At 59.2% G+C, this 21,811-nt stretch carries 25 protein-coding genes and 2 pseudogenes; 6 read left to right on the top strand and 21 right to left on the bottom strand.

All coding sequences use genetic code 11. The features are described 5' to 3' along the window. The first annotated feature begins 35 nt into the window (after positions 1-35). Positions 36-623 carry an NAD(P)/FAD-dependent oxidoreductase gene (locus ACV7GQ_RS17880; RefSeq protein ID WP_470313275.1) on the top strand — a complete coding sequence of 196 codons (588 nt, stop codon included), beginning with the start codon at positions 36-38 and terminating at the stop codon, positions 621-623. A 2-nt stretch (positions 624-625) separates the two neighbouring features. Here ACV7GQ_RS17880 and ACV7GQ_RS17875 read toward each other — a convergent pair whose 3' ends face one another. From ACV7GQ_RS17875 to ACV7GQ_RS17850, 6 genes and pseudogenes are all read right to left on the bottom strand, one after another. Beyond that, entirely contained in the window at positions 626-1,831 is a 1,206-nt protein-coding gene (locus ACV7GQ_RS17875; RefSeq protein ID WP_470313274.1) for a hypothetical protein, read from the bottom strand. A gap of 121 nt (positions 1,832-1,952) precedes the next feature. After that, entirely contained in the window at positions 1,953-2,495 is a 543-nt protein-coding gene (locus ACV7GQ_RS17870; RefSeq protein ID WP_470313273.1) for a hypothetical protein, read from the bottom strand. Continuing rightward, complete coding sequence (locus ACV7GQ_RS17865; protein WP_470313272.1) at positions 2,492-3,157, bottom strand: hypothetical protein; 666 nt, start codon at positions 3,155-3,157, stop codon at positions 2,492-2,494. Before ACV7GQ_RS17865 ends, ACV7GQ_RS17870 begins: the two co-directional genes overlap by 4 nt. Then, positions 3,154-3,285, bottom strand: a complete 132-nt coding sequence (locus tag ACV7GQ_RS17860; protein ID WP_470313271.1) for a hypothetical protein — start codon at positions 3,283-3,285, stop codon at positions 3,154-3,156. Before ACV7GQ_RS17860 ends, ACV7GQ_RS17865 begins: the two co-directional genes overlap by 4 nt. After that, a pseudogene (locus ACV7GQ_RS17855) lies at positions 3,285-3,970 on the bottom strand (DUF6166 domain-containing protein). The gene ACV7GQ_RS17860 and the pseudogene ACV7GQ_RS17855 overlap by 1 nt, the downstream one beginning before the upstream one ends. Positions 3,971-4,049: 79 nt before the next feature. Continuing rightward, a complete protein-coding gene (locus ACV7GQ_RS17850) occupies positions 4,050-4,604 on the bottom strand; it encodes a DUF6166 domain-containing protein (RefSeq protein WP_470313270.1) in 555 nt (184 codons plus the stop codon). A gap of 577 nt (positions 4,605-5,181) precedes the next feature. Between ACV7GQ_RS17850 and ACV7GQ_RS17845 the strand changes: the two genes are divergently transcribed. Further along, on the top strand, positions 5,182-6,546 hold the full coding sequence (locus ACV7GQ_RS17845) for a restriction endonuclease (protein WP_470313269.1): 1,365 nt from the start codon (positions 5,182-5,184) through the stop codon (positions 6,544-6,546). A 36-nt stretch (positions 6,547-6,582) separates the two neighbouring features. Here ACV7GQ_RS17845 and ACV7GQ_RS17840 read toward each other — a convergent pair whose 3' ends face one another. The 10 genes and pseudogenes from ACV7GQ_RS17840 to ACV7GQ_RS17795 all read right to left on the bottom strand — a co-directional run. Further along, the gene (locus tag ACV7GQ_RS17840; protein ID WP_470313268.1) at positions 6,583-7,533 is read right to left on the bottom strand and encodes a MarR family transcriptional regulator; all 951 of its coding nucleotides are present in this window, start codon (positions 7,531-7,533) and stop codon (positions 6,583-6,585) included. Positions 7,534-7,577: 44 nt separating this feature from the next. Further along, positions 7,578-8,162 (bottom strand): hypothetical protein, encoded by a 585-nt coding sequence (locus tag ACV7GQ_RS17835; protein WP_210113829.1) that lies wholly within the window; start codon positions 8,160-8,162, stop codon positions 7,578-7,580. Positions 8,163-8,244: 82 nt separating this feature from the next. Continuing rightward, complete coding sequence (locus tag ACV7GQ_RS17830; protein WP_470313267.1) at positions 8,245-8,640, bottom strand: DUF7567 family protein; 396 nt, start codon at positions 8,638-8,640, stop codon at positions 8,245-8,247. A gap of 72 nt (positions 8,641-8,712) precedes the next feature. Next, positions 8,713-9,078: a DUF7568 family protein gene (locus ACV7GQ_RS17825; protein WP_470313266.1), complete on the bottom strand. Its 366-nt coding sequence runs from the start codon at positions 9,076-9,078 to the stop codon at positions 8,713-8,715. A gap of 6 nt (positions 9,079-9,084) precedes the next feature. Then, positions 9,085-9,591 (bottom strand): DUF7995 family protein, encoded by a 507-nt coding sequence (locus ACV7GQ_RS17820; protein WP_470313265.1) that lies wholly within the window; start codon positions 9,589-9,591, stop codon positions 9,085-9,087. A gap of 103 nt (positions 9,592-9,694) precedes the next feature. Further along, the gene (locus ACV7GQ_RS17815; RefSeq protein ID WP_470313264.1) at positions 9,695-10,117 is read right to left on the bottom strand and encodes a DUF8025 family protein; all 423 of its coding nucleotides are present in this window, start codon (positions 10,115-10,117) and stop codon (positions 9,695-9,697) included. Positions 10,118-10,191: 74 nt separating this feature from the next. After that, positions 10,192-10,854: a DUF6735 family protein gene (locus ACV7GQ_RS17810; RefSeq protein WP_470313263.1), complete on the bottom strand. Its 663-nt coding sequence runs from the start codon at positions 10,852-10,854 to the stop codon at positions 10,192-10,194. Between the two features lie 67 nt (positions 10,855-10,921). Further along, on the bottom strand, positions 10,922-11,302 hold the full coding sequence (locus ACV7GQ_RS17805; protein ID WP_470313262.1) for a hypothetical protein: 381 nt from the start codon (positions 11,300-11,302) through the stop codon (positions 10,922-10,924). An 85-nt stretch (positions 11,303-11,387) separates the two neighbouring features. Beyond that, complete coding sequence (locus tag ACV7GQ_RS17800) at positions 11,388-11,576, bottom strand: DUF8012 family protein (protein WP_470313261.1); 189 nt, start codon at positions 11,574-11,576, stop codon at positions 11,388-11,390. Positions 11,577-11,626: 50 nt separating this feature from the next. Beyond that, positions 11,627-11,777: pseudogene (locus ACV7GQ_RS17795) on the bottom strand (biosurfactant protein 1); the annotation flags it as partial. A 136-nt stretch (positions 11,778-11,913) separates the two neighbouring features. Here ACV7GQ_RS17795 and ACV7GQ_RS17790 point away from each other — a divergent pair. Both ACV7GQ_RS17790 and ACV7GQ_RS17785 read left to right on the top strand, forming a co-directional pair. Continuing rightward, positions 11,914-12,465, top strand: a complete 552-nt coding sequence (locus ACV7GQ_RS17790; protein ID WP_470313260.1) for a DUF7342 family protein — start codon at positions 11,914-11,916, stop codon at positions 12,463-12,465. A gap of 17 nt (positions 12,466-12,482) precedes the next feature. Beyond that, positions 12,483-12,971: a hypothetical protein gene (locus ACV7GQ_RS17785; protein WP_470313259.1), complete on the top strand. Its 489-nt coding sequence runs from the start codon at positions 12,483-12,485 to the stop codon at positions 12,969-12,971. Positions 12,972-13,221: 250 nt separating this feature from the next. On the opposite strand, the gene ACV7GQ_RS17780 is transcribed toward ACV7GQ_RS17785, so the two are convergent. The 4 genes from ACV7GQ_RS17780 to ACV7GQ_RS17765 all read right to left on the bottom strand — a co-directional run bounded on the left by ACV7GQ_RS17780 (position 13,222) and on the right by ACV7GQ_RS17765 (position 17,215). Beyond that, positions 13,222-14,091 carry a biosurfactant protein 1 gene (locus tag ACV7GQ_RS17780; protein ID WP_470313258.1) on the bottom strand — a complete coding sequence of 290 codons (870 nt, stop codon included), beginning with the start codon at positions 14,089-14,091 and terminating at the stop codon, positions 13,222-13,224. 263 nt (positions 14,092-14,354) lie between these two features. Further along, a complete protein-coding gene (locus tag ACV7GQ_RS17775; protein ID WP_470313257.1) occupies positions 14,355-15,275 on the bottom strand; it encodes a transcription initiation factor IIB in 921 nt (306 codons plus the stop codon). A 300-nt stretch (positions 15,276-15,575) separates the two neighbouring features. After that, positions 15,576-16,376 carry a hypothetical protein gene (locus ACV7GQ_RS17770; protein WP_470313256.1) on the bottom strand — a complete coding sequence of 267 codons (801 nt, stop codon included), beginning with the start codon at positions 16,374-16,376 and terminating at the stop codon, positions 15,576-15,578. Further along, the gene (locus ACV7GQ_RS17765) at positions 16,373-17,215 is read right to left on the bottom strand and encodes a hypothetical protein (protein WP_470313255.1); all 843 of its coding nucleotides are present in this window, start codon (positions 17,213-17,215) and stop codon (positions 16,373-16,375) included. Before ACV7GQ_RS17765 ends, ACV7GQ_RS17770 begins: the two co-directional genes overlap by 4 nt. Before the next feature lie 106 nt (positions 17,216-17,321). Here ACV7GQ_RS17765 and ACV7GQ_RS17760 point away from each other — a divergent pair, with 106 nt between their 5' ends. Beyond that, a complete protein-coding gene (locus tag ACV7GQ_RS17760; RefSeq protein WP_470313254.1) occupies positions 17,322-18,761 on the top strand; it encodes a hypothetical protein in 1,440 nt (479 codons plus the stop codon). Then, the gene (locus tag ACV7GQ_RS17755) at positions 18,758-20,218 is read left to right on the top strand and encodes an argonaute/piwi family protein (RefSeq protein ID WP_470313253.1); all 1,461 of its coding nucleotides are present in this window, start codon (positions 18,758-18,760) and stop codon (positions 20,216-20,218) included. The genes ACV7GQ_RS17760 and ACV7GQ_RS17755 overlap by 4 nt, the downstream gene beginning before the upstream one ends. 359 nt (positions 20,219-20,577) lie before the next feature. On the opposite strand, the gene ACV7GQ_RS17750 is transcribed toward ACV7GQ_RS17755, so the two are convergent. After that, positions 20,578-21,438 carry a DNA-binding protein gene (locus ACV7GQ_RS17750; RefSeq protein ID WP_470313252.1) on the bottom strand — a complete coding sequence of 287 codons (861 nt, stop codon included), beginning with the start codon at positions 21,436-21,438 and terminating at the stop codon, positions 20,578-20,580. Positions 21,439-21,811 lie beyond the last annotated feature (373 nt).

The raw sequence follows: 21,811 nt of genomic DNA, 5'->3' as shown, positions 1-21,811 counted from the left end.
TCCACGCTTATCCCTCTGTGATTGTTTGTCTCTGTATGTCGGACGTACTAATTGTCGGCGGCGGTCCCGCCGGTCTCAGTGCTGCACTGTTCACAGCCAAGAATGGTCTCGAAACAACCGTCTTCGACACGGACAAGACGTGGCTGCACAAGGCCCATCTGTTCAATTACCCCGGAATCGGGTCGGTAGATGGCTCGAATTATATCGAGACGCTCCGCGACCAGGTCGACGATTTCGGGGTCGACCGACATCAGGGAACCAAAGTCACTGCTGTCGAATCGACTGATGGCGGCTTCACCGTCACGACCGACGACGGCGAGTATGCGTCGTCGTACGTCGTGCTCGCGACGGGTGCGAATCGGGACCTCGCTGAAGGCCTTGGTTGTGCGCTCACCGATGAGGGAATCGTCGATGTGGACGTAACGATGGAGACCTCTGTCGAAAACGCCTACGCGACCGGAGCAATGGTTCGAGCCGAGGAGTGGCAGGCCGTCATTTCAGCTGGAGACGGCGCCGCTGCCGCACTCAACATCCTCACAAAAGAGAAAGGAGAACACTTCCATGACTTCGACGTCCCAGGGGACGCTGAGGAACTCTTCGGCTCGCTCGTCGATTCCTCGTAGGGTTACCCCATCGCGTCCTGGAACCGCTCACGGATCGCGTCCTCACGCTCCTCGAACTGGTCGACCTTCTCCTGCAGATCGTCGCTGACGCGCTCGATACTCGCGAGCGCCCGCTCGCCGGCGAGCGATGCCTGCGACCCGCCGTCGCCGTCCGCCTCCAGCTGCTCCTCGTAGGCTTGTTCGGCGCGCTCGATGGTGCCCTCCGGGTTGAACAGGATGTCGTTCGCAACGCGGACGTACTGGTCGAGGGACGTGCCCTCTTTCCCCTGGAAGAAGTGGGTGAGGGCGTACGTCGCGCCGGAATGCAGCGTCCACATATCGATCTCGAAGGGGGACGCCGCATTGGCCTCGGCATCGCTCGCAGCGCGCTCGGCCAGGTAGTCCGGGAAGCCCAACAGACTGTAGAACTCCGTGACGGTGAACGGGAGATCGGAGAAGTCGAGTTCGATGTCCTGGGCGTCACGGATGAACTCGAAGAGGTCGTCAGCCACGAGTTCGACCTGTGCGAGAATCTCTTCCCACCAGGTTCGGAAATTCCGCACGTCGCCGACGTGCTTGATGACCTCCTTGTCGGTGAGCGAGCGCATTGTATTCGAACAGTACCCGTCCTGGGCGAATCCCTCCACGTAGACGGCGTGCTCGCCGAAGAAGTCGTAGCCCGACGTGACGCCCATCGTGATCGGGTCCGACCGGCCGGGGAGGCGCACCTCGAGGCCGTCGAACATGATGTCCATATGGACCTCGCCGCCGCCCCGGTAGCGACGAATCTCGCCGAACATCACGTCACCCAGCGGCGTTCCGTCGATGGTCTCCTCCCGAAGGACCTCCTCCAGAGGGCCGTAGACGTCGACCGGGTTGATGATCGAGTACGAGTCGGTCGGAATATGGAACAAGGAATCTGTCTCGGCGTCCTCCTCACGGGCCTGCTCTCGAGCGCGACTCGGCTCGACGAGCGCGTTGAACCGCTCCGTCTCGACCCACTCGTCGGTGTACGGATTCTTGTAGGCCACGGTCGACTCGACGGCCTGCGGGAGGTCGCGGATCGCCTCAGCGAAGCTCACGGTGTCTTTACCGCCGTGACGCTGACGATACCACTCGGGTAGTTCGGTGTCGGTACGTCCATCGACGCCAGCGAAGATGGTTCTCGACTCTGGGTCTTTCATCGTAGTCACCTCGACGCAGGAACGCTCATCGACGGCTGCCTGCATTGTCTCGCGCCCTGCGCCCCTCTGCCGGGCGCAACAACAACACCACGTTAACCAACACTGACCTAGGAAGGGGCTGTTTGTTGGTTAATCGACCCACCGTCGGGAAGCTGTCGCACTGTCGTTACTCGGTGCTGGAGCGGCGTAGCCGAACCTGCTCGGGGTTCGGAACCCAGGGATGGTCCTCCCAGCAGTGAAGGGCGTGAGCACGGGGCGACTCGAACTCGGCTCCGCAGGATCCACACTCGTAGACATCGTCGGGCCAGGGCTCACTGAGGTACATCGCTGTCACCGTCGTCCCAACGGGCTCGGGAGCTCCGCTTCGCTGAACGTATCGGTAGCCGCGAACCGTCCGTTGACGGATCGCAGTCTGGGCGATCTCGGCGGGTTTGCCGTCGGGGAGATACACCCAGCGAACGAAGTCGTCGACCGACTCCTTGGCCGAGGGTTGGAGGATGAACCACCGCTCGTGGGCATCCCGGAACAGGTAGCGTTCAGTTCCCCTGTTTTGGAGGTACACCGGGTCACCCTGGCCGGGGATGAGTCGCAGCCCCTGGGCCGGTGATATCGGGTCCAACAGTCGCTCGACTACAGATGGATCGCGCTCCGGCTGGTTGTCCGAGTTTTCCTCTGCTGTGAACTCATCGAGACGAGCGTTCGAGGTCACGGGGTCCACCGTCCGAGTGAGGTCTGTTCCCGCTCGGACTCGGCAGGAACTTCACAGAGGAACCGCCACTTTGGTCGCTCTCGGATTTGCTTGTCGGGTCGATTACCTGCCTGTCCGGGTTCCGTTTTCCCGGCACAGTGCCAGCCCTTGTCTCTGAGCGCTTTGATCATCGAGCCGTCGAAGTCAGCTCGCACGAACGTCAGCAGAAGGCGAACGCCTCGCCGCCGGCCGTGCCGACGCACGAACCGTTCCATCGACCGAGCGAGTGCGGCGGAGGCGAGATTCGGGAAGTCGACGCCGATACAGATCCGTGCTGCCTCGACGATCTCGTCACCCTCGTATCGCGTTCCGTCGTACTCTAAGGAGCGAATCAGTGGATAGCGCCACGTAACGGCACCCATAATTTGGTCTTGGTAGACGACGGCGTGATGAGCGAGATTTGTCTGCGGGACATCGTCCATATAGGAATGATGGGCTTCGTAGATCGCGCTGGCGACGTGCCGCGGGATCGATTCGATATGGACGCGCTCTGCGAACCGCAGGCCGAGCGGCGCCGTGACCGGCTGGCCGTCGCGATGAATGGGACAGGAGCATCCCTCGGGAGTGCGCGTGTACTGGAAGCCGGTACTCGCCCGCTGGCCGGGAGAACGTGTCTGCGTCACGAGTCGGTACCGTCAGTCTGCTCTTGCCGGTCGTTGTACCGTTCCAGTTCGCGACCGATTTTCTCGAGTGCCTCGACCCCGCGTTCGAGCAGCTGGTGGATGGCTCGCGACAGCCGAAGCGTCTCCATCAGCACTCCCCCTCCGGTGGCTCTATGAGGTCGTTGCTCTCGTCGGCGAGGGCGCGGATAGCCTGCTCGACATCGGGATCGTCCGAAACCGTCCGGCTCGCCAGGGGTGCCGGATAGGCGCGATCGCCCTGACTGCAGAGGACGGCTAGCCAGCCGTCGGTTCCCTCCCCGAGCACGATGTAGTGGTCGCGATCAGCCCGCTGGAAGACTCGCCGGTCGGGGCGAGTGACCGTTCGCCAGTTCTCGGGGAGCGTCGGTGACGGCCCCCGCCGTCGGGAAGGGCGACGACGTCGTCGGTGATCGTCGCCATCGCGGCGTCGATCTCTTCGCCGGTAAGGTGCCAGCATGCCGCCGGGCCGTCACACTCGAGCTGGCTGATCACGCGGTTCCGGAACGCGATGTAGTGTTCTCGGGCGAACTGCTCATCGTCGTAGTAGTCGAGGAGGAGCGCACAGGCGAGCTGTGCGGGCCCGCTACCACTGTACCCCCACTCGAAGCCCGTTGGGCTGTGGTTGACCAGACCGAGACTTCGATCCGGAGTGAGACGCTGGTGTTCGGAGAGATTCAGAACGACGGCTTGGCCGTCGACGCGAAAACCGACGTATTCGACGGGGTCGTCGCGACGGTTAGCGAGCGGTTCTGTCTGGATTCCACTTGACGTGGGACGTCGTGCGTTCCCGTTCATCGGTACGTCGCGGGGGGTGGTGACCCCCGCACCCCTCTCGGGGGTTCTACAAACAGAGCCGGAAACGCCCTCATCGTCCCTACTGGCTAGCTGCGGGGAACTCGAACCCGCCGGTGTCGGTCTGTGACTCCTCCGAGTCGGTAGTTTCTGATTGGAATGTCCGGCGGGTCTCCTCCAGTTCCTCGCGGCGATCGTCGACGCTCTGGTGGACGCTGATGTCGTGTTTCTCGCAGAGCGCTCGCTCGACCGAGAAGGTCATCTCGTCGAAATCGACTGCCGTGATGTCGACGTCTTCCGGTGAGGGCGTCTCATCAGCGACGTCGATGTCTCGCGACCAGGTATCAGCTGAAATGTCGCTGGTTGGGAGTCGCCACTCGTCGCCCTCGAGCTCTTCACGCAGGTACCGCGCGAATTCCTTGTAGTGGTCGAGCGCGATGTTCTTCGTCGATGAATCGGCCAGCAGCGCGATGGCGAGCTGATCAATGCGAGCCTCGTCGGCCTCCGGTCCCCAGTCGAATCCACCAGGGGCGCGGCGCAAGACGTGGAGGTGCTTGTCCAGTACGTCTCCATCGGGCGTGTACACCAGCCGTCCACCCATACAGCGTTCACCGCGGTACGCTCGGCCGCCGGTCATCGGAACTCACCCTCCCAGTGGCCCATACCTCGTGGTCGTTCCGGGGGCTGGCGGGGGAAGGAATCCGACGGCCGACGGGCGGTATCTGGACCGCGTCCGGCTCCCTGATTGCTCGCACTCGTGGCCCCGGTTGGTCGGGGACCGACGTACATCGGCTTTCGCGCTTGACTTCGCTCCGTGACGACCTCGCGATGGAGCATCGTACAGAGCCCCATAACGCTCTCGGCAAGGTCGAACGCTGCTGCTCGCGACTGGAGGTCGTGCTGGCTGAAGAGGATCGTCCCATCGGCTCGATCGACCCGGACCAGCCATTCCGAGGATTGCTGGACGTGGCAAAGGACGGATTTCGAGAACTCGTAAGCGAACACGAAATGATCGTCGTCTGTTCGTCGATACAACCACCAGTTGTCGGGGGCGCTCTCGCTGTTGCTCTCAGAACTCATCGGTTACCCGGGACGGATGTGTCGTCCCGCACCCCTTGCGGGACGAACAACAACAGCGCTCACGTCGTCGCGACTTCGTCGCCACCGTCGGCAACGTATATAGTCATAGCAAGATACTGTCCAATCACATTCGGATGGCTGTACTGGACGACCTCTCGGGATTCGAGTTCGAGGACTTGATGGAGGACGTCTTCCGCAACCTCGGCTACGAAAACGTCCGCCAGGCAGAGCGGACGGCCGACGAGGGGCGCGACGTCATCATGGAGGAGGTCGTCGACGGCACGCGACGGGCGATCATCGTCGAGTGCAAGCACACGGGGACGGTCGGCCGGCCGGTCGTCCAGAAGCTGCACTCGGCCATCGCGACGTTCGACTTCGACGGCCCGAAACGCGGGATGGTCGCCACCACAGGTCGATTTACGAACCCTGCCGAGGAGTACGCAGATCGGCTCCAGCGGAACGACGATCCCTATCCCATCGAGCTGATCGACGGCGAGGACCTTCGGGAGATCGCCGACGAAATCGGTCTCGATCTCTACAACGGGCGCATCGAGATCCTCTGTGACGAGACGCTCCGACCGTACGATCCGGCGGCGGATGTCGACGCACCTGTCCAGGAGGCGTTCCGCGACATCGAGAACATTGAGGCCGCGGATCTGCCGGTGCCGCACTCGCAAGTGACGTTCCGACCGGTGGTTGCGATCACCGCCGACACGAACGCTGTCTTCGAGACCTCAGTCGGTGTCATCCACCGGATCAACGACCGCACACAGTTCGTTGTCCACGCTGAGCGCGGCCATCCGAAGGTGGCCGACGACGAAGTCGCGACGCTGGTTACCGAGAATTTCCACGCGACGGTTCCCCTCGATACCGGGCAGTTTACCAAGGTATTCGACGACGTCGACGAACGACGGTTCGGCCAGACCCAAACGGAGTACAAGGAGTGGGCTGTTGACCGCCTCCAGGATTACCACACGACGGCGGTGACCTACACCGGCGACAATAACGTCACGTACAACAAGATGTGTGAGCCGAATCTCTCGGACATCTCAGTGCAATCGATTGAGCCGGTGTATCTACCTGAGGTTCGGCAGACGGCAGAGATACTGGAGTACTCGTATCCGTACGAATACTATGCTGCTGGCCCCTCACGGGTCACTCTGGAGGACGGGATTCGTCGCTGCGTCCACTGCGAAACGAGCGGCGTCGACGAGACGTACACCTACTGTCCGAACTGCGGGGCGATCGCCTGCGACACCCACATCAAGACCGAACGGCTCGAAGGGGAGCCGGTCTGTACCGGCTGTGCGGTGACCGAACGGTTCGCGCTGAAGACGAAGTACTTCTACGACGAACAGAATCTCGACGCGTTCCGCAAGGAGTACGCCGAGATGCCGATCCACGAGAAGGCGATGGAGAACAGGCTACTGGCTGGCGGGAGCGTGGTTGCGACGCTGCTGCTCGTCGTCGGACTACTCGTGATCGGCGGCATCATCTAACCAGTCGCAATTTTCCGCCAGGCTGCGGGGTTAGGGTTACGAGACACCGTACTGCTCTTTGAGGGCCAGATATTCGTCCTTCTTTGGGAGGATGACTGGCAGATCATCTGTCCTGTCGAAGTCGCCCCGAAGTGGCCGATACAACGCTTTCATAGTGGATTCCAGGTCGTACCACCGTGCGGTCTCGACGAGTGTCTCCTGATCGATGTCCTCCGCCTCGATCAGTAGCATCGAATAGCTGACGCGCCGGGATCCGCTATCCAGAAGGAGCGTATGGCATACGACTTCAGCAGCCGTTAGCTCCTCGTCCGGAGCATACCAGAACGGAGGCTCGCCGGCGAGGAAAAACTGTAGACCATACGCTGCAAACCGGCCCAGTCCGGTCATCTCCCAGTCCGGAGCTGCTTGGAGTGCGTCCGTATCCTCGTCGGTCTGCAGGCGAACGAGTGCTCGCTTCGGATCGCACCACGCGATCGTGGCACTGGGGGCGATTTCCCGGACTCGTGCTCGATGTTCGTGTTCTACGGCGGCCTGAGCGAACGCCAACAGCGGCGAGATCTCGTCATGAAGGGCGTACTTCGAATCGGATCTGGAGAGTAGTGCTCGGTGCTTGAGCGGCGATAACGCGCTGTGGACACCTTGTCGAGTAATTCCGAGCCGGTCTGCGATATCAGCGATGTAACGTGGTCTATCGAGATACCAACACACGCGGAGTGTGGCTGGGGAGAGCAGTTCCGTCCAGTCCACGTGGCTGAACTCCGACTGCAGCGTTCGATACGCTTCGGCGACGGGATGTTCCGCGATGCGGACACGACGCTGATTGCTGGACCCACGGGTTTCTGTGAGCATTCCCCCTGCGAGCAATTCGTCGAGTACGTCGTACAGATGTTCTCGTGAATATCCGGTTTCGGTCGCGAGTTCCTCCGGTGTTGCTTCACGGCCGGTACTCAGCGCGTCAAGCACAGCGAGTCCGGCCTTCGAAATCATCTGGGTCTTTCTAAATCCTAAATATATAAATATGATTTGGGATTTTACTTGACGATAGCTTCGTCCCGAACCAGTTCTGCGAGCGCGTCCTCGAGCGACCCGTGGAACTGCCAGCTCGCCTGCTCGAAGGCCTCGTCGGTCGGGCCGTCCCAGCGGGGGAACGCGGAGTGACCGCTCACTTTGACGGTCCACTCGGTCGGCTCGTCGAACGGGTTCTCCGTCGGGAGTTCGACGACGTAGAGGTACTCCTCGTCGCCGTGGATGCCGTCGGCCGGATTCTCGACGCCGTGGCCCAGCAGGAACAGCGGCTGGTCGAGATGCTCCATATTGGATGGCTCAAGGAGATCCGCTGGCTGAGCCGCGTCGATCGTTCGCTCTGGGTCGCCATCCAGATAGAGGTCGACCGTCGAGAGCTTGTCGAGGAACACGAACGTCGCCGCCGTGTAGCCCGGTCCCCGCTCTGCGCGGGTCGCATCGAGCAGCTCTTTCAGCTGTGCGAGATCTCGGAGGACGCTCCCCGGGTAGCCGTCCGAATGCCGGTACACCTGCGCGACGCGGTCGGCGCTGCCATCTGTCTCATCGGTCTGTTCGACTCGTTGGACGAATCGGAGTTGGCTCCGTGTCGACATCGGTACTCGCCGGCGCGTGTGCGCCGGCACCCATCGCCGGCGCCGAAACAACACCACACAGTCGTAGCGGGATTGCAATCCGCTACGCGAGATGTGACACCTCGTCTGGTTCCTCCACGTCGTCGAATTCACCACGCTCGACCGGCTCCCAGTCTTCTCCCAGTGCTGGACTCCACCAGTCGACTTTGTAGGCTCCCGGTGCGCCGAGGATTTTCACCCGTGCCGAGCCGTCAGGCAGGTCGCGACGGAGCTTCTCGTCGACGTGAAGGTTCCACGTCGAGTCGGTGTCGAAGCACGCGAGCACAGCCTCCTCGTAGCCACGGCTTTCTCGGGACTCTCGGAGGACGACCTGCGTGTTACAGTTCTTGCAGAACACTCCCTCGAAGGGAATGTGGGTGAACACTTCCTGCCCGCAGACGGGGCACCAGAGGAACTCGAACAGTGCCTCGCTGTGTCGGTCGAGTACTTCAAGACTCATTGTTGGGCCGACCCGGTTCGACCGGGTCACTCTCTCCGCCCCGGCCGAAAAACACCCTGCGTGTGTACGTTCTCAGCGTTCAGGGCCGTAGACGATGCGCGAGGGGGCTTCGTACCCACAGTCCGGACAGTCGTACCAGCGCTGTACCTTCGCTCCATCAGCTGTCTTCTCACCGACGAGGACGTCGTCGTTTGGACACTCCGGACAGTTCAGTTCGGGCGCTGGCCGCTCCCGAAGCGCATCCCGGAACGTTGTCGCCTCCTTCGTCTCGAAGCCTCGCGACCAGATCGGGTAGCTGTCGACGAGGATCGCCCCGCGCCACTTGTACCGGTATGAGTCCGGCGCCCGGTGTAGGACGGCGCGTGCTCCGGTCTCGGTGTTCCGATACGCGAGGGTTGGTGAGCGACTCTCTCGTGACCAGTTGGTGATTCGTGGCATCGTCGGTTAGAAGTGGACGTCTGCGGGGACAATCCAGAGTGTCTGGCTGTCTTCCTCTTCCTCTTCCTCGAGGACACGATCGAGCTGATCGCGATGGCGAATCCCCATCGCGTGCTGGTCGTACATCGGGACTGATGGTCCCTCGTAGGCGCCGACCTGATGGAACGCGTGTCGGGCGAGATCTTCATCACGCATAATCTCCTCGTCGCTGAGCTCGTCGAGCGCCTCTTTCACGCGGTCGAGATTCCGCTGGAACTCTTCCTTTGTGGCGTTCCAGGCTCGGTCAAGCAGTTCACCGCCCTCGTCTGAATTGATGGGTGCTGCCGTCGGTAGGTCTCCCCAGCGAGCCTTCCCGGCGACCGTCGTATCTTCTTCGTCGAAGGTGCAGTAGTAGTCAAACACGGCGCAGCCGTGGGGGTTCGCCCCGACGAGACGGTCGAAGACTGCTTTCCCTTCGACCAGGGCGTCGTGCTGTGTCGGTGCCTCGACCAACGCGTAGATGACCATATGCATCTTTGATCACCTCGGAGCGCCGACTCACCGGGCTCGACTCTGCCTGCTCGGTGCGCCGGCACCCATCGCCGGCGCTCGAAAAACTTGCTTCGCGAGATCGCGTTCAGGAATCGCCTGTCCGCTCGACGGTGATCGTCAGGTCGCCCGACTCGTAGTCGGCCTCGAAGTCGACGCTGAACGCGTCGGAGTCGTAGGCGGCGTGGTAGGCACGGTGCAGTTCGAGCGACCCGGTCGCCTTGAAGTGGAAGAACGCAGCCGAGGTGTAGGGCTTGCTCTGGGTTTCGACCTGCGTCTCGACAGAGGCCGGGAGCGCGATTTGTGGTGTGCCCGTGTCGATACTCGCGGCGAACGCCTTCGCTTCCTCGACGGTGGCCTGCGAATGTGCGGGCGTCTCGCCGGTGAGCACGTTCACCGGTGTCTCGGTATCGTCGGTGAACAGGACATCGTGGAAGGTGCGCGTCCCGAGGACTGCGTCGGGACCTAGTTCGCAATCGTGGAATGGGTCGTCGTCTGGTTTCTCGGGCATCCAATCACGAGCCTACGGTGGGGCTCAGTCCTTTCTGCCCCAGAAAACCACCATCTGCTTCGACGCAGATCGGTCTACGAGCGGCTGAGTGTCGCGTCCGGAGACGGTGCTTCACCGCTCGGGATGCGCAACTCCCGGCGCTCCCCGACCCACTCGCCGAGTTTCTGCTTGAGGTACTGGCGAGCAGTCGACTGGGTGAACACCCCCTTGTCGACCATATCGCCGACGACGTCCTTCAGCGCCCGGAACTGCCCCTTCAGATGGCCGTCGCCGACCGGCTCGCCGTCGTGCCACCGAACGGTCGCGAGCGCCCCGTTCCCGACCGTCTCACCGTTGTCGATTGTCTCTGAATCGTACTGCAGGCCGAACCACAGCGTCCGGTAGGCGGTCACCTCGAAGGTCGGTGACACCACGTAGAATGCCTCGTGGTGGAGGTAGTCGAGATGGTCAGCGATGATCTCGTCGAGGGTGAGCCCGGTGGCGCGGGGCTTCGGCTCGACGACCGTCGACGGTCGATCCTCGTCAGCGAGGTAGCCGTCGACCGCATCTGCCTCGAGGCCATCGGCCAGTTCCGCCAGCAGCTGTTTCGCCCACTTGGATTCGGTGTCTTCGCCACCGAACGGCGATTCAGCCGAAATTCTGTGCTTGAGCTTGAGGTTTGCTGCGCCCCAATGGCTGTAGTGGAGCGTGTACTGTCCGTCTGTCCGTTCGTACGCAACAAGTGCGCGGTGACCCATCGAGTAATCACCTCACGGGGCGACCGCGACTGGATCGCCCCGCACCCTTCCCGGGGGATGAACAACGCTACTCCTCGATCGGTTCGGGGGAACTGAGATCCGCGTAGAGGACTTCGCCGTCGCGAACGACGTACCGCTTGGCCAGCACGGGGAAGCGGCACTTCGTGAACCCCGCCGTCTGGATATCGAGTTTCTCGTCGGCTTCGAGGTGGTCGGCGAGTTCTCGCAAGAATTCGTGGGTCACGATGCCGCCCTCGTAGTCCGGGAGGCCGTTCTCCCGCGCCTCGTACACTTCGAAGTCATCGTACCCCCAGATGGTGAGTTCGCCCTTGTCGGTGACCTCCCAGTCGAGCGTCCCGAAGCAGTAGCTCTCACAGAGTTCGCGGACAGCCTGTGGATCCGATACGATCGCGCCGGTTGACGTCGTCGCAGCTTGTAGTGTCGCCATGTCTGGACTCGCGGGAAGCCCCGCACCCCTCTTGGGGGGGATAAACCGACACTGGAAGTGCCCCTGGCGTCGACGGCGATGACGATCAGTCGTCTGTTGGGGCGTCTGGTCCGCTCCCGTCCTCTGGTCCCGTGAGTAGGCTCACTTCTTCCAGGAGGTCTCTTGCAGTCTCGACTCGCTCTCGATCCGCGTCGTCCAACCGCTCGACGTCGAGGCGGCTGAGATTGCTGAGTACACGATGCATCCGGTAGCCCTGTTCGACTTGCTGATTCATCGGTAGCGCCTCACCACTCGCCGGCGCGGATAGACACTCCAAATGACTGTCGTCGTCGCATCAGAGTCGCCACCAGTGCTCGTCGCGACGCGTTGCCGCCAGGAGGTCACTCTCACACCCGTCGTCCAACATTGTGTCCGGGCTGTGGGATGCCTCGCCGGTCGGCCGTAGTTCTACAAAGTCAGAATGTCGGTCGTACATCGGTTGATTCACAACTTCTGTCGGTATCGAATTTCAACGTCCGGACGGCTTCACTCGCAAGACACTCTTGATTATGCGAGACATCACAAACATATATGAGAGTAGGGCGCGAACACTGTCTCAAGAGGTGCCAACCATGACCGAATCCCCGCGAGATGGGGTCCAATCGTGGACTGAGTCGATGAGCGCCCGCGACCGTATTCGGGCGGTTGCCGAGTCACTTCGCGAACCCCGCTCAGTTAACTGGATCAGCGAGCAGGCCGACGCCGCCTGGAGCACGACCAACGAGGAACTGCAGGATCTCGTCGACCAGGGCCAGTTGCGTCGCGTCGAGGCCGGCGAGACCACGCGCTACCAGCCGGACTACACGCGACTGCTCTTCGAGGAGATCCGCACGCTCATCGAGGAAAACACCCGCGAGGAGCTGCGGAGCGAATTGGCTGCGATTACCGAGGAGATCGAGGAGTGGCAGGCGACCTACGACGTCGAGACGTGGGAGGAGCTCGAACAGTCGCTCGCCGACGGCGACCTCGCAAGTGCGGAGCTCCGTGAGCGCCGCGACGTCATCGCGTTCTGGCGTGAGAACGAGGAGGATCGCCGCCTCATCAAGCACGCACTGGAACTCTACTCCGACGTCGAAGCTGCCCGCGAACAGATGATCGACGTTGCTGACCGCGCCACGAGCTAATCCTCATCTCTCATAGAATGATCTTTCTTGCCGGTCGCGACCGCTATACACAGCGGACACTCCTCCGCGACGTTCACGACCGATTGACGAACCAGCCGGGGTGTGAAGAGGTCCGCTATCGTCCGTCTCGACGCCGACCCCGCTACGTCATCGCGGATGTCGATCCGATGACGTTCCTGAGTGACTCTTACGACGCGGCGACAGCACGACTGGAGATTCGCTTCTGGTACCCCGCCGGCGTCGACCACGAATACTACCGCATCAACTGGGTCGAACCGGACCGAAATCTGATGCTCGGCTTCCACCAGGATGCCGACCATCCAGACCTTGGACCCTGCCACATCCAACTCAATCACGAAGACACGCCGGTTGATCGGCACGAGGCGACGTTTCTCGATGCGCACCCACTCACCATCCTCGATGACCGACTACAGCAGTTCCCGGCCGCGCTAGATGCGATTCACTGGAAGAATGGAGCGCCCTCGCTCCCTACCTGGCCCGTCTAGACAGCGAGTTCATCGAGCGTCTGGTGATACGTCCGTGTCGTGGTCGGCGTGACGTTCCGGACTGGTCGATGTCACGGTGCGTTACCCACTACCCCTGTTCCCGCCGCGATTTGTGGAGGCAAGCCGCTGCGAACTCAGCCTGATGAACGCCCGCCGTGACTGCCGTCGGACTTGCGGGTACTCACCGTATTAACCAACAAAAGCCATCTCTATTGGCGACTGTTGGTTAATCGGCGAGATTCCTCCTGCCCTATTTGGGAGCAGGTCCGTAGCGACCCGTGGCGCACACCTGGCACTCCCAGATTGGTTGGCCCGTCCAGGTCTCGTCAGAGAGCGACTCGCGTGTCCTGAACCGATGTTCTGTTTCTCTCGTACAGTGCTGGCACTCGAGGGCTGTCACGGTCGGAATTTCAGCTCCGGTACTGGTGGATTCCGTTTCGTGGGGTACTGTTTCAACAGCGATTGCTGGGACGATCCACAGCTGGTCGCCGTCGGCGAGCGTGTGCTCGAGTGACGACTCAGCACGGATTCCCTGGCCACGCTCATCATAGACGCGTGGAATCTCCGTCTGAGAACGATCGCTCGTCTCGTCCCACGCTGTCCGCTCACGGGTCGCCGTTAGCAACGCCTCACCGGCCGCTACGGTCACCTCGGCAGCAGCGGGGAGCGTAGGCCAGCGCTCGGTTAGCTGGGGTGCGGGCTCCTCGTCGAGATCGTAGATGAGCGTACAGTCGTTAATGGGCTCGTCGTGACCTGACGTGAGAAGTGTCGCTGCAGCTGCCCCTTTCGCGACAGCACCATAGAACGTCCTGGATTCGACGAGGAAGTGGATCACACCACGGAGTGATTGCTCGGAACTCGCAGCATCCGACGCTGAGGCGGCGTCGAGTTCGTGTTCGAGACAGAACCGGCATTTTCGTTGCGACGCCGGGATCGATGCGCCACAGGAGACACAGGCTCGGTCTGTGTCGGTTGTTCCGTCCGGATATCCGCCCGAATGCGAGGCTTCACGCTGGCGGGTTGGCTGGCCGTCTGCTGGCTGATCCAGCGCTGGGTCCGGCACCAGAGCGCCTTCCCCGACAGGTTGGAACGCCTCTCGGTCTGAGTTGTGGTCAGTCATCGATTCGGTCCGCGTTTCCCCCGGTTTGGTATTTAAACTCAAGGGTGAGAAAACGCGGGGACGGATTCGTCGACGACGAAATAAATCCGGTTGCCTGCGACGGAGTCAGTCACGGAGCTCAGCGACCGCTCGACCGACCTCGCGAACGTGCTCACTCCGCTCGATATCGAGTTCTGTCGACAGATACTCGACAGTCTCTTCCAGATCCATACCCCCTGGTAGACTCTCTGCCTGTATGTAGGTATTCCTCTACTGGAGGCGTCTCAGATCGCTTGGAGTTCGTCTCGCCGGCTTCGGAGCGTCACGACTGACACCTCTGCTGCCGACGCGACGGTGGATTGGGTAATCAACGCGCCCTGTTCTTGAGCGGCCAGATAGACGCAGGCGGCCGCGACGCCCGATGGCTGACAGCCGTTCGTGAGGGCTGTCCCCTCGGCGCGTTCTGCGAGTTCGTTCGCGCGTCGGCGAATGTCGTGGCCTAACTCCAGCTCCGTGATCAGCCGCGGAACGAACGACGTCGGGCGCATTGGTGGTGCTGGGAGCTCTAATTCACGATTCAATGTTCGGTAGGCGTTGGTGACACGAGTGGACTCGACTCTGGCGGCGTCGACGACATCCTCGAGGAGGAGCGGGTGTTGATTACATCGGCAGGTGCCGTAGATACTCGCTGCGCCGATGGCTTCGATGGATCTGCCACGAAGCAGATCCTCGCTCTGAGCGCTCCGGAAGAGCTGGCACGCCTGGTCACGAATCGACTCGGAAAGCTCGAGCGCACTTGCCAGCCGGCGCACCTCGCCCAACCCGTGTGCGAGATTCCGTTCTGCTTTGGATCGCCAGCGACCACGGGTCTGCTCACGCCGCATCCGGGCCAGCCGCCGGCGCTTCTGCCCTGAGAGCTCGTTCCCGTGTGCATCGGCTCCGTGCCCGATCTCTGTCGAGAGGCCTCGATCGTGGCGGGCCGCAGTCAGCGGTGCGCCTGTTCGCTCGCGCTCGTCCGCATCGTACGCTCGCCACTCGGGTCCGTGATCGATACGTTGTTCATCGATTACGAGTCCACAGTCCTCGCAAACTGTTTCCTGGACGTTCGTAGTGACGCGTCCGTCACACTCGGGACACTGGTTCGCGCTCGACTCCGTTTGGACATCTTCGTCGAAGCCAGTTTCGTAGATATCTCTCGTTGCCATTGTTCTCACCGTATTCAGGAACTCGCCAGTACAGCGAGCCCCTCACCCATCGTGGGGTCAATAGAAATTATCAGTAGTACAACTGACGATAGATCGTCTCAGATTAGAATTCCCAGCTCTCTCACCGCCCAGTTGTATTCTTAAACCCCGTTAGGGCCGTCTGAAACGCAATCTCGGCGGCTATCATTCCCAATCACCCTGTGACACTCACTCTCTTGTCTATCACTTAGGTTTCATACGTTTAATTAGAAATACACACCTCTTTTTAGATACAACAAGATCGCCTTTCACCTCGGTTGATCAGCTGGTCTCCTTTTGAGGGGACTTCTGTTTCTTTGCCTGAGGAAGACCAGACGTGGGATGGAACGTGTCAGAAATAGAGATAATAGAAAGATCAAAATAGTCATTTCCGATCTCTTGGACAGCTAAATGGTCCGAATCACCTGAAACGAAGTAATCGATTTTCCGCCTATTCGCAACTACCGTAGCATCAACCAAAATCGACAGATCAGGATCATGGACAGATGCATCTGGTAATTCATCCCATTTCGTTTTGATTCCATCCGCAGCATCATACCGGGACTCGTGAACCGTAACTTCCTGCGCCAGCCTTGCCCGGTTTTTCTTCGCAGTATACAGAACTCGGTCAATAAGTTCCTGCGAGTACCTGTTGACGTAGTGAGCGTTGACAACCCGCTCCTCAAACTTGTCTTCAAAATAGGCTCGGATTTGTGGTTCAGCCTCCTCTCGGATCTCGAAATGGTCAATGAAGGTCTCGATGGCGTCTTCTAGAACCATGCCAGAGCGATCCAATCGGCGGATTTGGCGGGTATACTCTGATAACGGTTCCTTTAGATCGTCTTTGAGGTCTCCGAACTTTCCTGCCTCTGTTTTCCAATCTGGGTCTATTTGGGATGCATCTTCGGGTGCTTTGACCTCGTCCGAATTTTTCTCGTAGTTACAGTATTCACGGAGAACAAGCTCTGATATGTGGACTTTTCGTCGATCGTTGTACAAGGGATATGCTTCTTGGAACCAGCGATCGCTAAAGAAGGTAAGACCAAGCAGTGCGCTCGAGTCCAGAAAATAGTGTTTGGTCATTCCGTCCCAGTAAGTCGGTTAGCTAATGCTGTCTCGGCCAGTGCGTCCGCAGCTTCAAGCTCAACATTTGAAGCGGTTTTTTCGTCAAATCTCGCTTCCAGTGCTTCCTCTTCGATTCGGCGGAGATCGTTTCGGCTGGTTTCACGTGCAGCATCGAATGACTCGATATCGAGAGCCTCTAAGACGTCTTCCTTAGTCATTTCATGGCGGTGGTTCTCTGCTATGGTGAGCGAAAAAGTACGCCAGAAGGAGAGATTCGCGTTCATCATCCGGTCAATATTGAGTTCCGGCATGTGGATCTCCCTCGTCATTATCGAGTACCAGTCGAGAAGATCTGACTGGTGACTGGGGTGGCGGCTGACCGGGAAAGCATCGTAGACGGCGCCGATTGATTCGCGGATATCTTCGATACGGGGGTTCTCTTCGAGGAAATCGTTGTAGTCTTCGTGGCGTGTTGCCAACTGCTTATCCAGTTTTCTCCATTTTGGCTGCACGCTATACGGTGCATCTTGGTAGTTCAGGTCGGTAATGTACTCCAGCGAGTTTTCGTAGTACATGTCAAGGACGTCTGCGACGACAGTTCGAAGCTTTTCGATGTCGTCAGTGTGGTCGTCAATGGATGGTTGGACTTCTGGTCCGGGTCCTGAGCTGTCAGCTGCATCTGACGCAACAGCTCCGAACATATACCAGAAATAGGGCACAGTAATATCTAGTTCGCGACGGTTGGCTTCCTTGTGAATCAGGTAGAGAAGCTTGTTCACGGCCTTGGCCGGGAGGTCGTCGTACTTGTTTTCCTCCCGGATCAAGTTCACCACGGCGTCTAAAGCCGGGTTTGACATGTCGACTCTATTCCAACTCCGAGAATATGAGTTTTCGGGGTGGATTTTTGAAACATTGAGTCGATGCGCGGGAACTGATTTATAGCAAGAGAAAATACGTTGATACGTGCCTTACCGTTCTAAGAAGCGGGAAGCCCTCCCTCAAATAGGAACGGACTACGCCGATGCCGTCGAGGAATTTATGAACTCTCGAGGGTTCGAACGGCGGAGCCGAGCGGAAAACACAGGAGAGGAAGAAGACCTCATCTTCGACCCGAAACTAGGTAATAAGGCGTCCGTCGTTGCTGAAGCCAAGTACCGTAGTGAGGATTCCAAGTTCAGTCCGAACGATTACAAGGAAGGCTTTGCTGAACGGTTTCGGCAGTGGGAGGGCGGTGCGTATCAGGACTACAAGTTCCACATCTTCGTCTCTAACGTTTCGAATGAGTCTCTGTGGAAGGATCTGTTCTACCATATCAAAGAGGATGCCATTGAGTCGTTTTACTCGAAAATGCGCGACGAGGCCGACGGCGAATTGGCTGACTTTTTGAAGAGACATGGTCCTTCTATGTTCGCACAATTCGCACAGAACACGGTGGTCTGGGCTGGCTACGAACCCGGTGATTTAATTCAGATCGCTCATCGGGAACAAGCGTCTGATGAAGGAGACTACGAACCGTATCTCAAAGCCTACGAAGCGGAGCCGGAGTCTGGTGATTTAACATCAAATCTTCTGCGTATAACCTCTTTGCCGGAGACCTTGTATCGAATCCCAGCGGTGGAAGGAACCGATACTAAGTCCTTCTACCGACATCGGGACAACAAGAACAATCCGGTCGACTATCACGACGGATTCGTGTACTCACTGCTGTCGCCCGACGAATTAACGGACGATACCCTAGACTTCTGCAAAACCAGCGAGGTAGACAAGCTGGATTTCCGTTCGTGGGCAAACAAAGACGCTGACCCGTCCCAGGTTGATACCGCGAAAGCGTTGCTTCGAGGTTTGCTTACTATTGCAGCGATCGAAAACAACGCGTATGTAACCCGGAAACGAGGCGATGTCCGGGTTTACAAGATACACGGTGAAACCGATCTTGAACACGACAACAAGTGGATTACCCAAGAACTGGACGAACATCCTGAGATACGTCACCGCACTATCAGCATCCACGTGAAACAGTTCGATGGTGTGTACTACTACGCGTTCAGTCCTCGCCAGGAGTTTACTAGAGATGGGCGGATACCGGTGTCTGGCGAGCGGAAGAAGCAGCTTTCAGCTGATTTCTCACCTTCAGCATACCCGCAGAATCAACGCAAAATGCAGACTGTGGATATCTGGGAGGATATATTGAACCCGCAGCAGTCGTTGCTTCGGATGCAGCAGCCCAAGCCGCTTAGAGAGATTCGGTGGGAGCGCGTTCAGAACCTTACTATATCCGGTGTTCGACCGCCGGAAACGCCCGCAGAGCGCGATAAACTGATTGAGGAAAAGCTCAAGAAGGAGTCTGGATCGGAGGGAGGCCGCGACTGGTACAATATGATAGTTCAGGAGGGTGAACGATGAGTAACCAGGAGTTCCGTGTTACACGATTTGAGGAGCCAGAAATCCAGTTCTCGGAGGGATCCTCAACGTCTCCTAAGCGCGGCTTGTTCAGATACGGCCCACGTCTCAAGAACGCCGGTCATCACACAATCAATGTGGGTATCATCGGAGACAGAGACTCCATCCGGTTGTTAAATGATCTCTTCACCCGGATGGAGGGTATCATTCATCCTGATATAGAGGAGACTACAGGCGGCGAGGAGGACGATGAAGATGGAATAAGTATCAGTCCGTGGAAAATCCCATATCCTGGTGCCAATCCGGACTCTCCGCTTAATATCTCTATACGACTTCATGATCGGTGGAAAGCACCTCTCGGCGAAGACGTGTTTATGAGTCTGGAGGCAAAGAATACTGTCCGCGGTAAGATGGAGCAGTTTCTGGATGATCTAGAAGAAGATATCAGCTTCTTATCTGACGACGATCCTGAGCCTGATGTTCTCGTTATCTGTATCCCGTCGAAAGTGATGGATGAGTGTACGCCGGATGATCAGGATCACGCCAATGTCAGTGCTGATGGCAGTGACCTCCGTAACCGGATCAAGCTTATCGGAATGGAGAACGATATCCCAACCCAGCTTATCAAGCCCTCTACTCTTGAAATTAGTTCAGAGCAACAACGGGCATCTCGAGCATGGAACTTGACGGTCGGTATGCTGTACAAATCCCAGCGCGGTCATCCGTGGAAGACTAAGCATTTGGAAGAAGGTGCTTGCTACGCTGGTATTTCGTTCTACAAGGCCCGTGGCGACGATGACGAAAACGAGGTGCGGGCAGCTCTGGCTCACGTCTTCGCAAGGAAGGATTATAATATCATTCAGAGCGAGCCGATGGAGGATTTAAAAGAGGATAGGAACGGCCAGCCTCATTTGTCTGAGGAAGGTGCGAAGCAGGTTGTTGAACGGATTGTTGAATACTACAAGAAGCGGAACCGGGGACGGAAGCCAGAACGGATTGTATTGCACAAGACTTCGCCGTACTGGGAAGATGAAAGAAGCGGATTCATGGAGGGTGCAGGCGACGTCGGGTTGAAGGATTTCATCCACATCAAGACTCGGAACACCGGTATTCGGCTTTTTCCCGACGGTAAGTTCCCGCCGCTTCGAGGAACTCTGTTCAGCATCCCGGCTGAAGACCGGCATTTCCTCTATACCACCGGTTACACTCCTGAAATGGCGACCTATGAGGGAAGCAATATTCCCGAGCCGATAGAGATCCGTCCTGACAAGCAGTGCCAAAGCAACAGTGAAAAGATTTGCAAAGAGATTCTGTTTCTTACAAAGCTGGACTGGAATACATCTGATTTCGCTGTGAAGGTGCCTGTGACGCTCAAAGTTTCACGGAAGGTCAGTGATGTGCTTTCTGAAGAATACGCCGACCCCAAAGAAGCTAGCGCACAATATTTCTACTATATGTGACTACGGCTGAGGGAGAAACGATTAAACCAATCTGGAGGGGGCAGAGTATAGGAAAATGTCTTCCTCGATACTACAAATAGGGATCTCGTTATAGTCATCTTGTCAGCTGTTGGTACTTCAGAGTGAGATTTCTCTCCATCCGAAACATCAGAAATAGCTACGTCTGGTAAGACACCGTAGCGAGATTCTGGATCGCTTCGAGGCCATCTCCTCTGACATTTTTACCAATAAAAAGTTGGATCCGTACCCGAGGTTGTGGCTGCGCGCGCAGCGACCGCAGGGAGCGAGCACGGAGCGGTGGGTGGGGCGGCGGGGCTTGGGTCGGTCCGGCACACACAAAAAAGAGGGCGCTCAGCCCCCTACTCTTCCCACCAGCGACGGTCGCGCTCTGGGAAGACGATCATACTGTCGTAGGTCACGGCGAGTGAGCACCGCCCCTCGTACCAGTTCTTCTTGACCGCCCGCATCCGGACGGTGTCACCTTCTTGGACGTAGGCCGGCTCTGACTTGCGCCACGAGGTGAACTTGATTTTCTCGGTATCATCCGTGATCAGGCCCACTTGAGCGATCTTCGGACTGGAAGCATCCCAGAGCTGGATGACTTCTCCTTCGATGCTCACCTCATCCGTCTGCACGTCCGGGACGTCCTCGATCGGGCAGATGGCGCCGGGGGCCGCCTTGAGCGCGTCCATCGTGTCGAACACTGCTCTGGTGATGTCCTGCCCCTTGGCGACCCGCTTTGCGAGTGCCCGCGAAACGGCTGCTCGACTGTGACCGGTGCGAAGCCGCTGTGCCATCCGGTCTGCTTCCTGGTTTACCTTCGCCAGCTCCATCCGGGAGAGGCGCTCGCGCGGATCCGTCCGCTCGGGGGTGCGTTCCTCCCGCTTGCGCTGCCGCCGTTCGGTGACGACCTCGCGAGTTCGCTTCGCCCGCCCATCTTGGGTGCCGAGTTCCGCCTGGGCGCTGATGTGTTCCAGTTCGGCTTCCCGGGCGCGAATCTTCTCTTCCTGCGCGAGGGGCAGGTGCGAGAAGTCCTGGACGATGCCGTCTGGGTGGTTGGAATCCACCTTCGCTTGCTTCTCCTGCTGGACCGTCGCCCGGAACTCCGGCTGATCGTCAACGACCTCGAAGCCGTCCTCATCGACGCCGGCGTCTTCGGTTCGTTCGAATGCCTGTTCATCGACCGTAACGACCTTGCGACTCGAGCTGTTACTGGACATTGGAGTCTCAGTGCTCCGAAGGCGCTCGCGCGCCGCCACCGCGATGCCCCAAACATCGCGGTCTTCCGACGATGTCGACGTCCGATAGCACCGACTGCGCGCTCTCGCTCGCGCCTTCGCGAGCGCCCTACCGGGCGCGAGCGAGAGCGCGCCCGAGCGCGGCGACCCCAACCAGCACCGCGCGCCGACCCGCCCGGAGCGAGCGGCCAGCGGAGTAAGCGTGGGGGGTGAGCAGCCACGCCGCGCAACCCCTCGCGCTTACCCGCTGGCGTCGAGACCAGATTCATTTTAGCCCGGCAGTCCGCCCGCTACTGCAGGCAGACCGCCCGGAATGGTCGGTCGCGAGCGACGCGAAGGGCGGCAGCGGCGAGCG

It is taken from the genome of Haloarcula sp. MBLA0163 (assembly GCF_055632435.1).
Note: the sequence above shows the minus strand (reverse complement) of the source record. Positions and strands in the feature narration are given on the sequence as shown.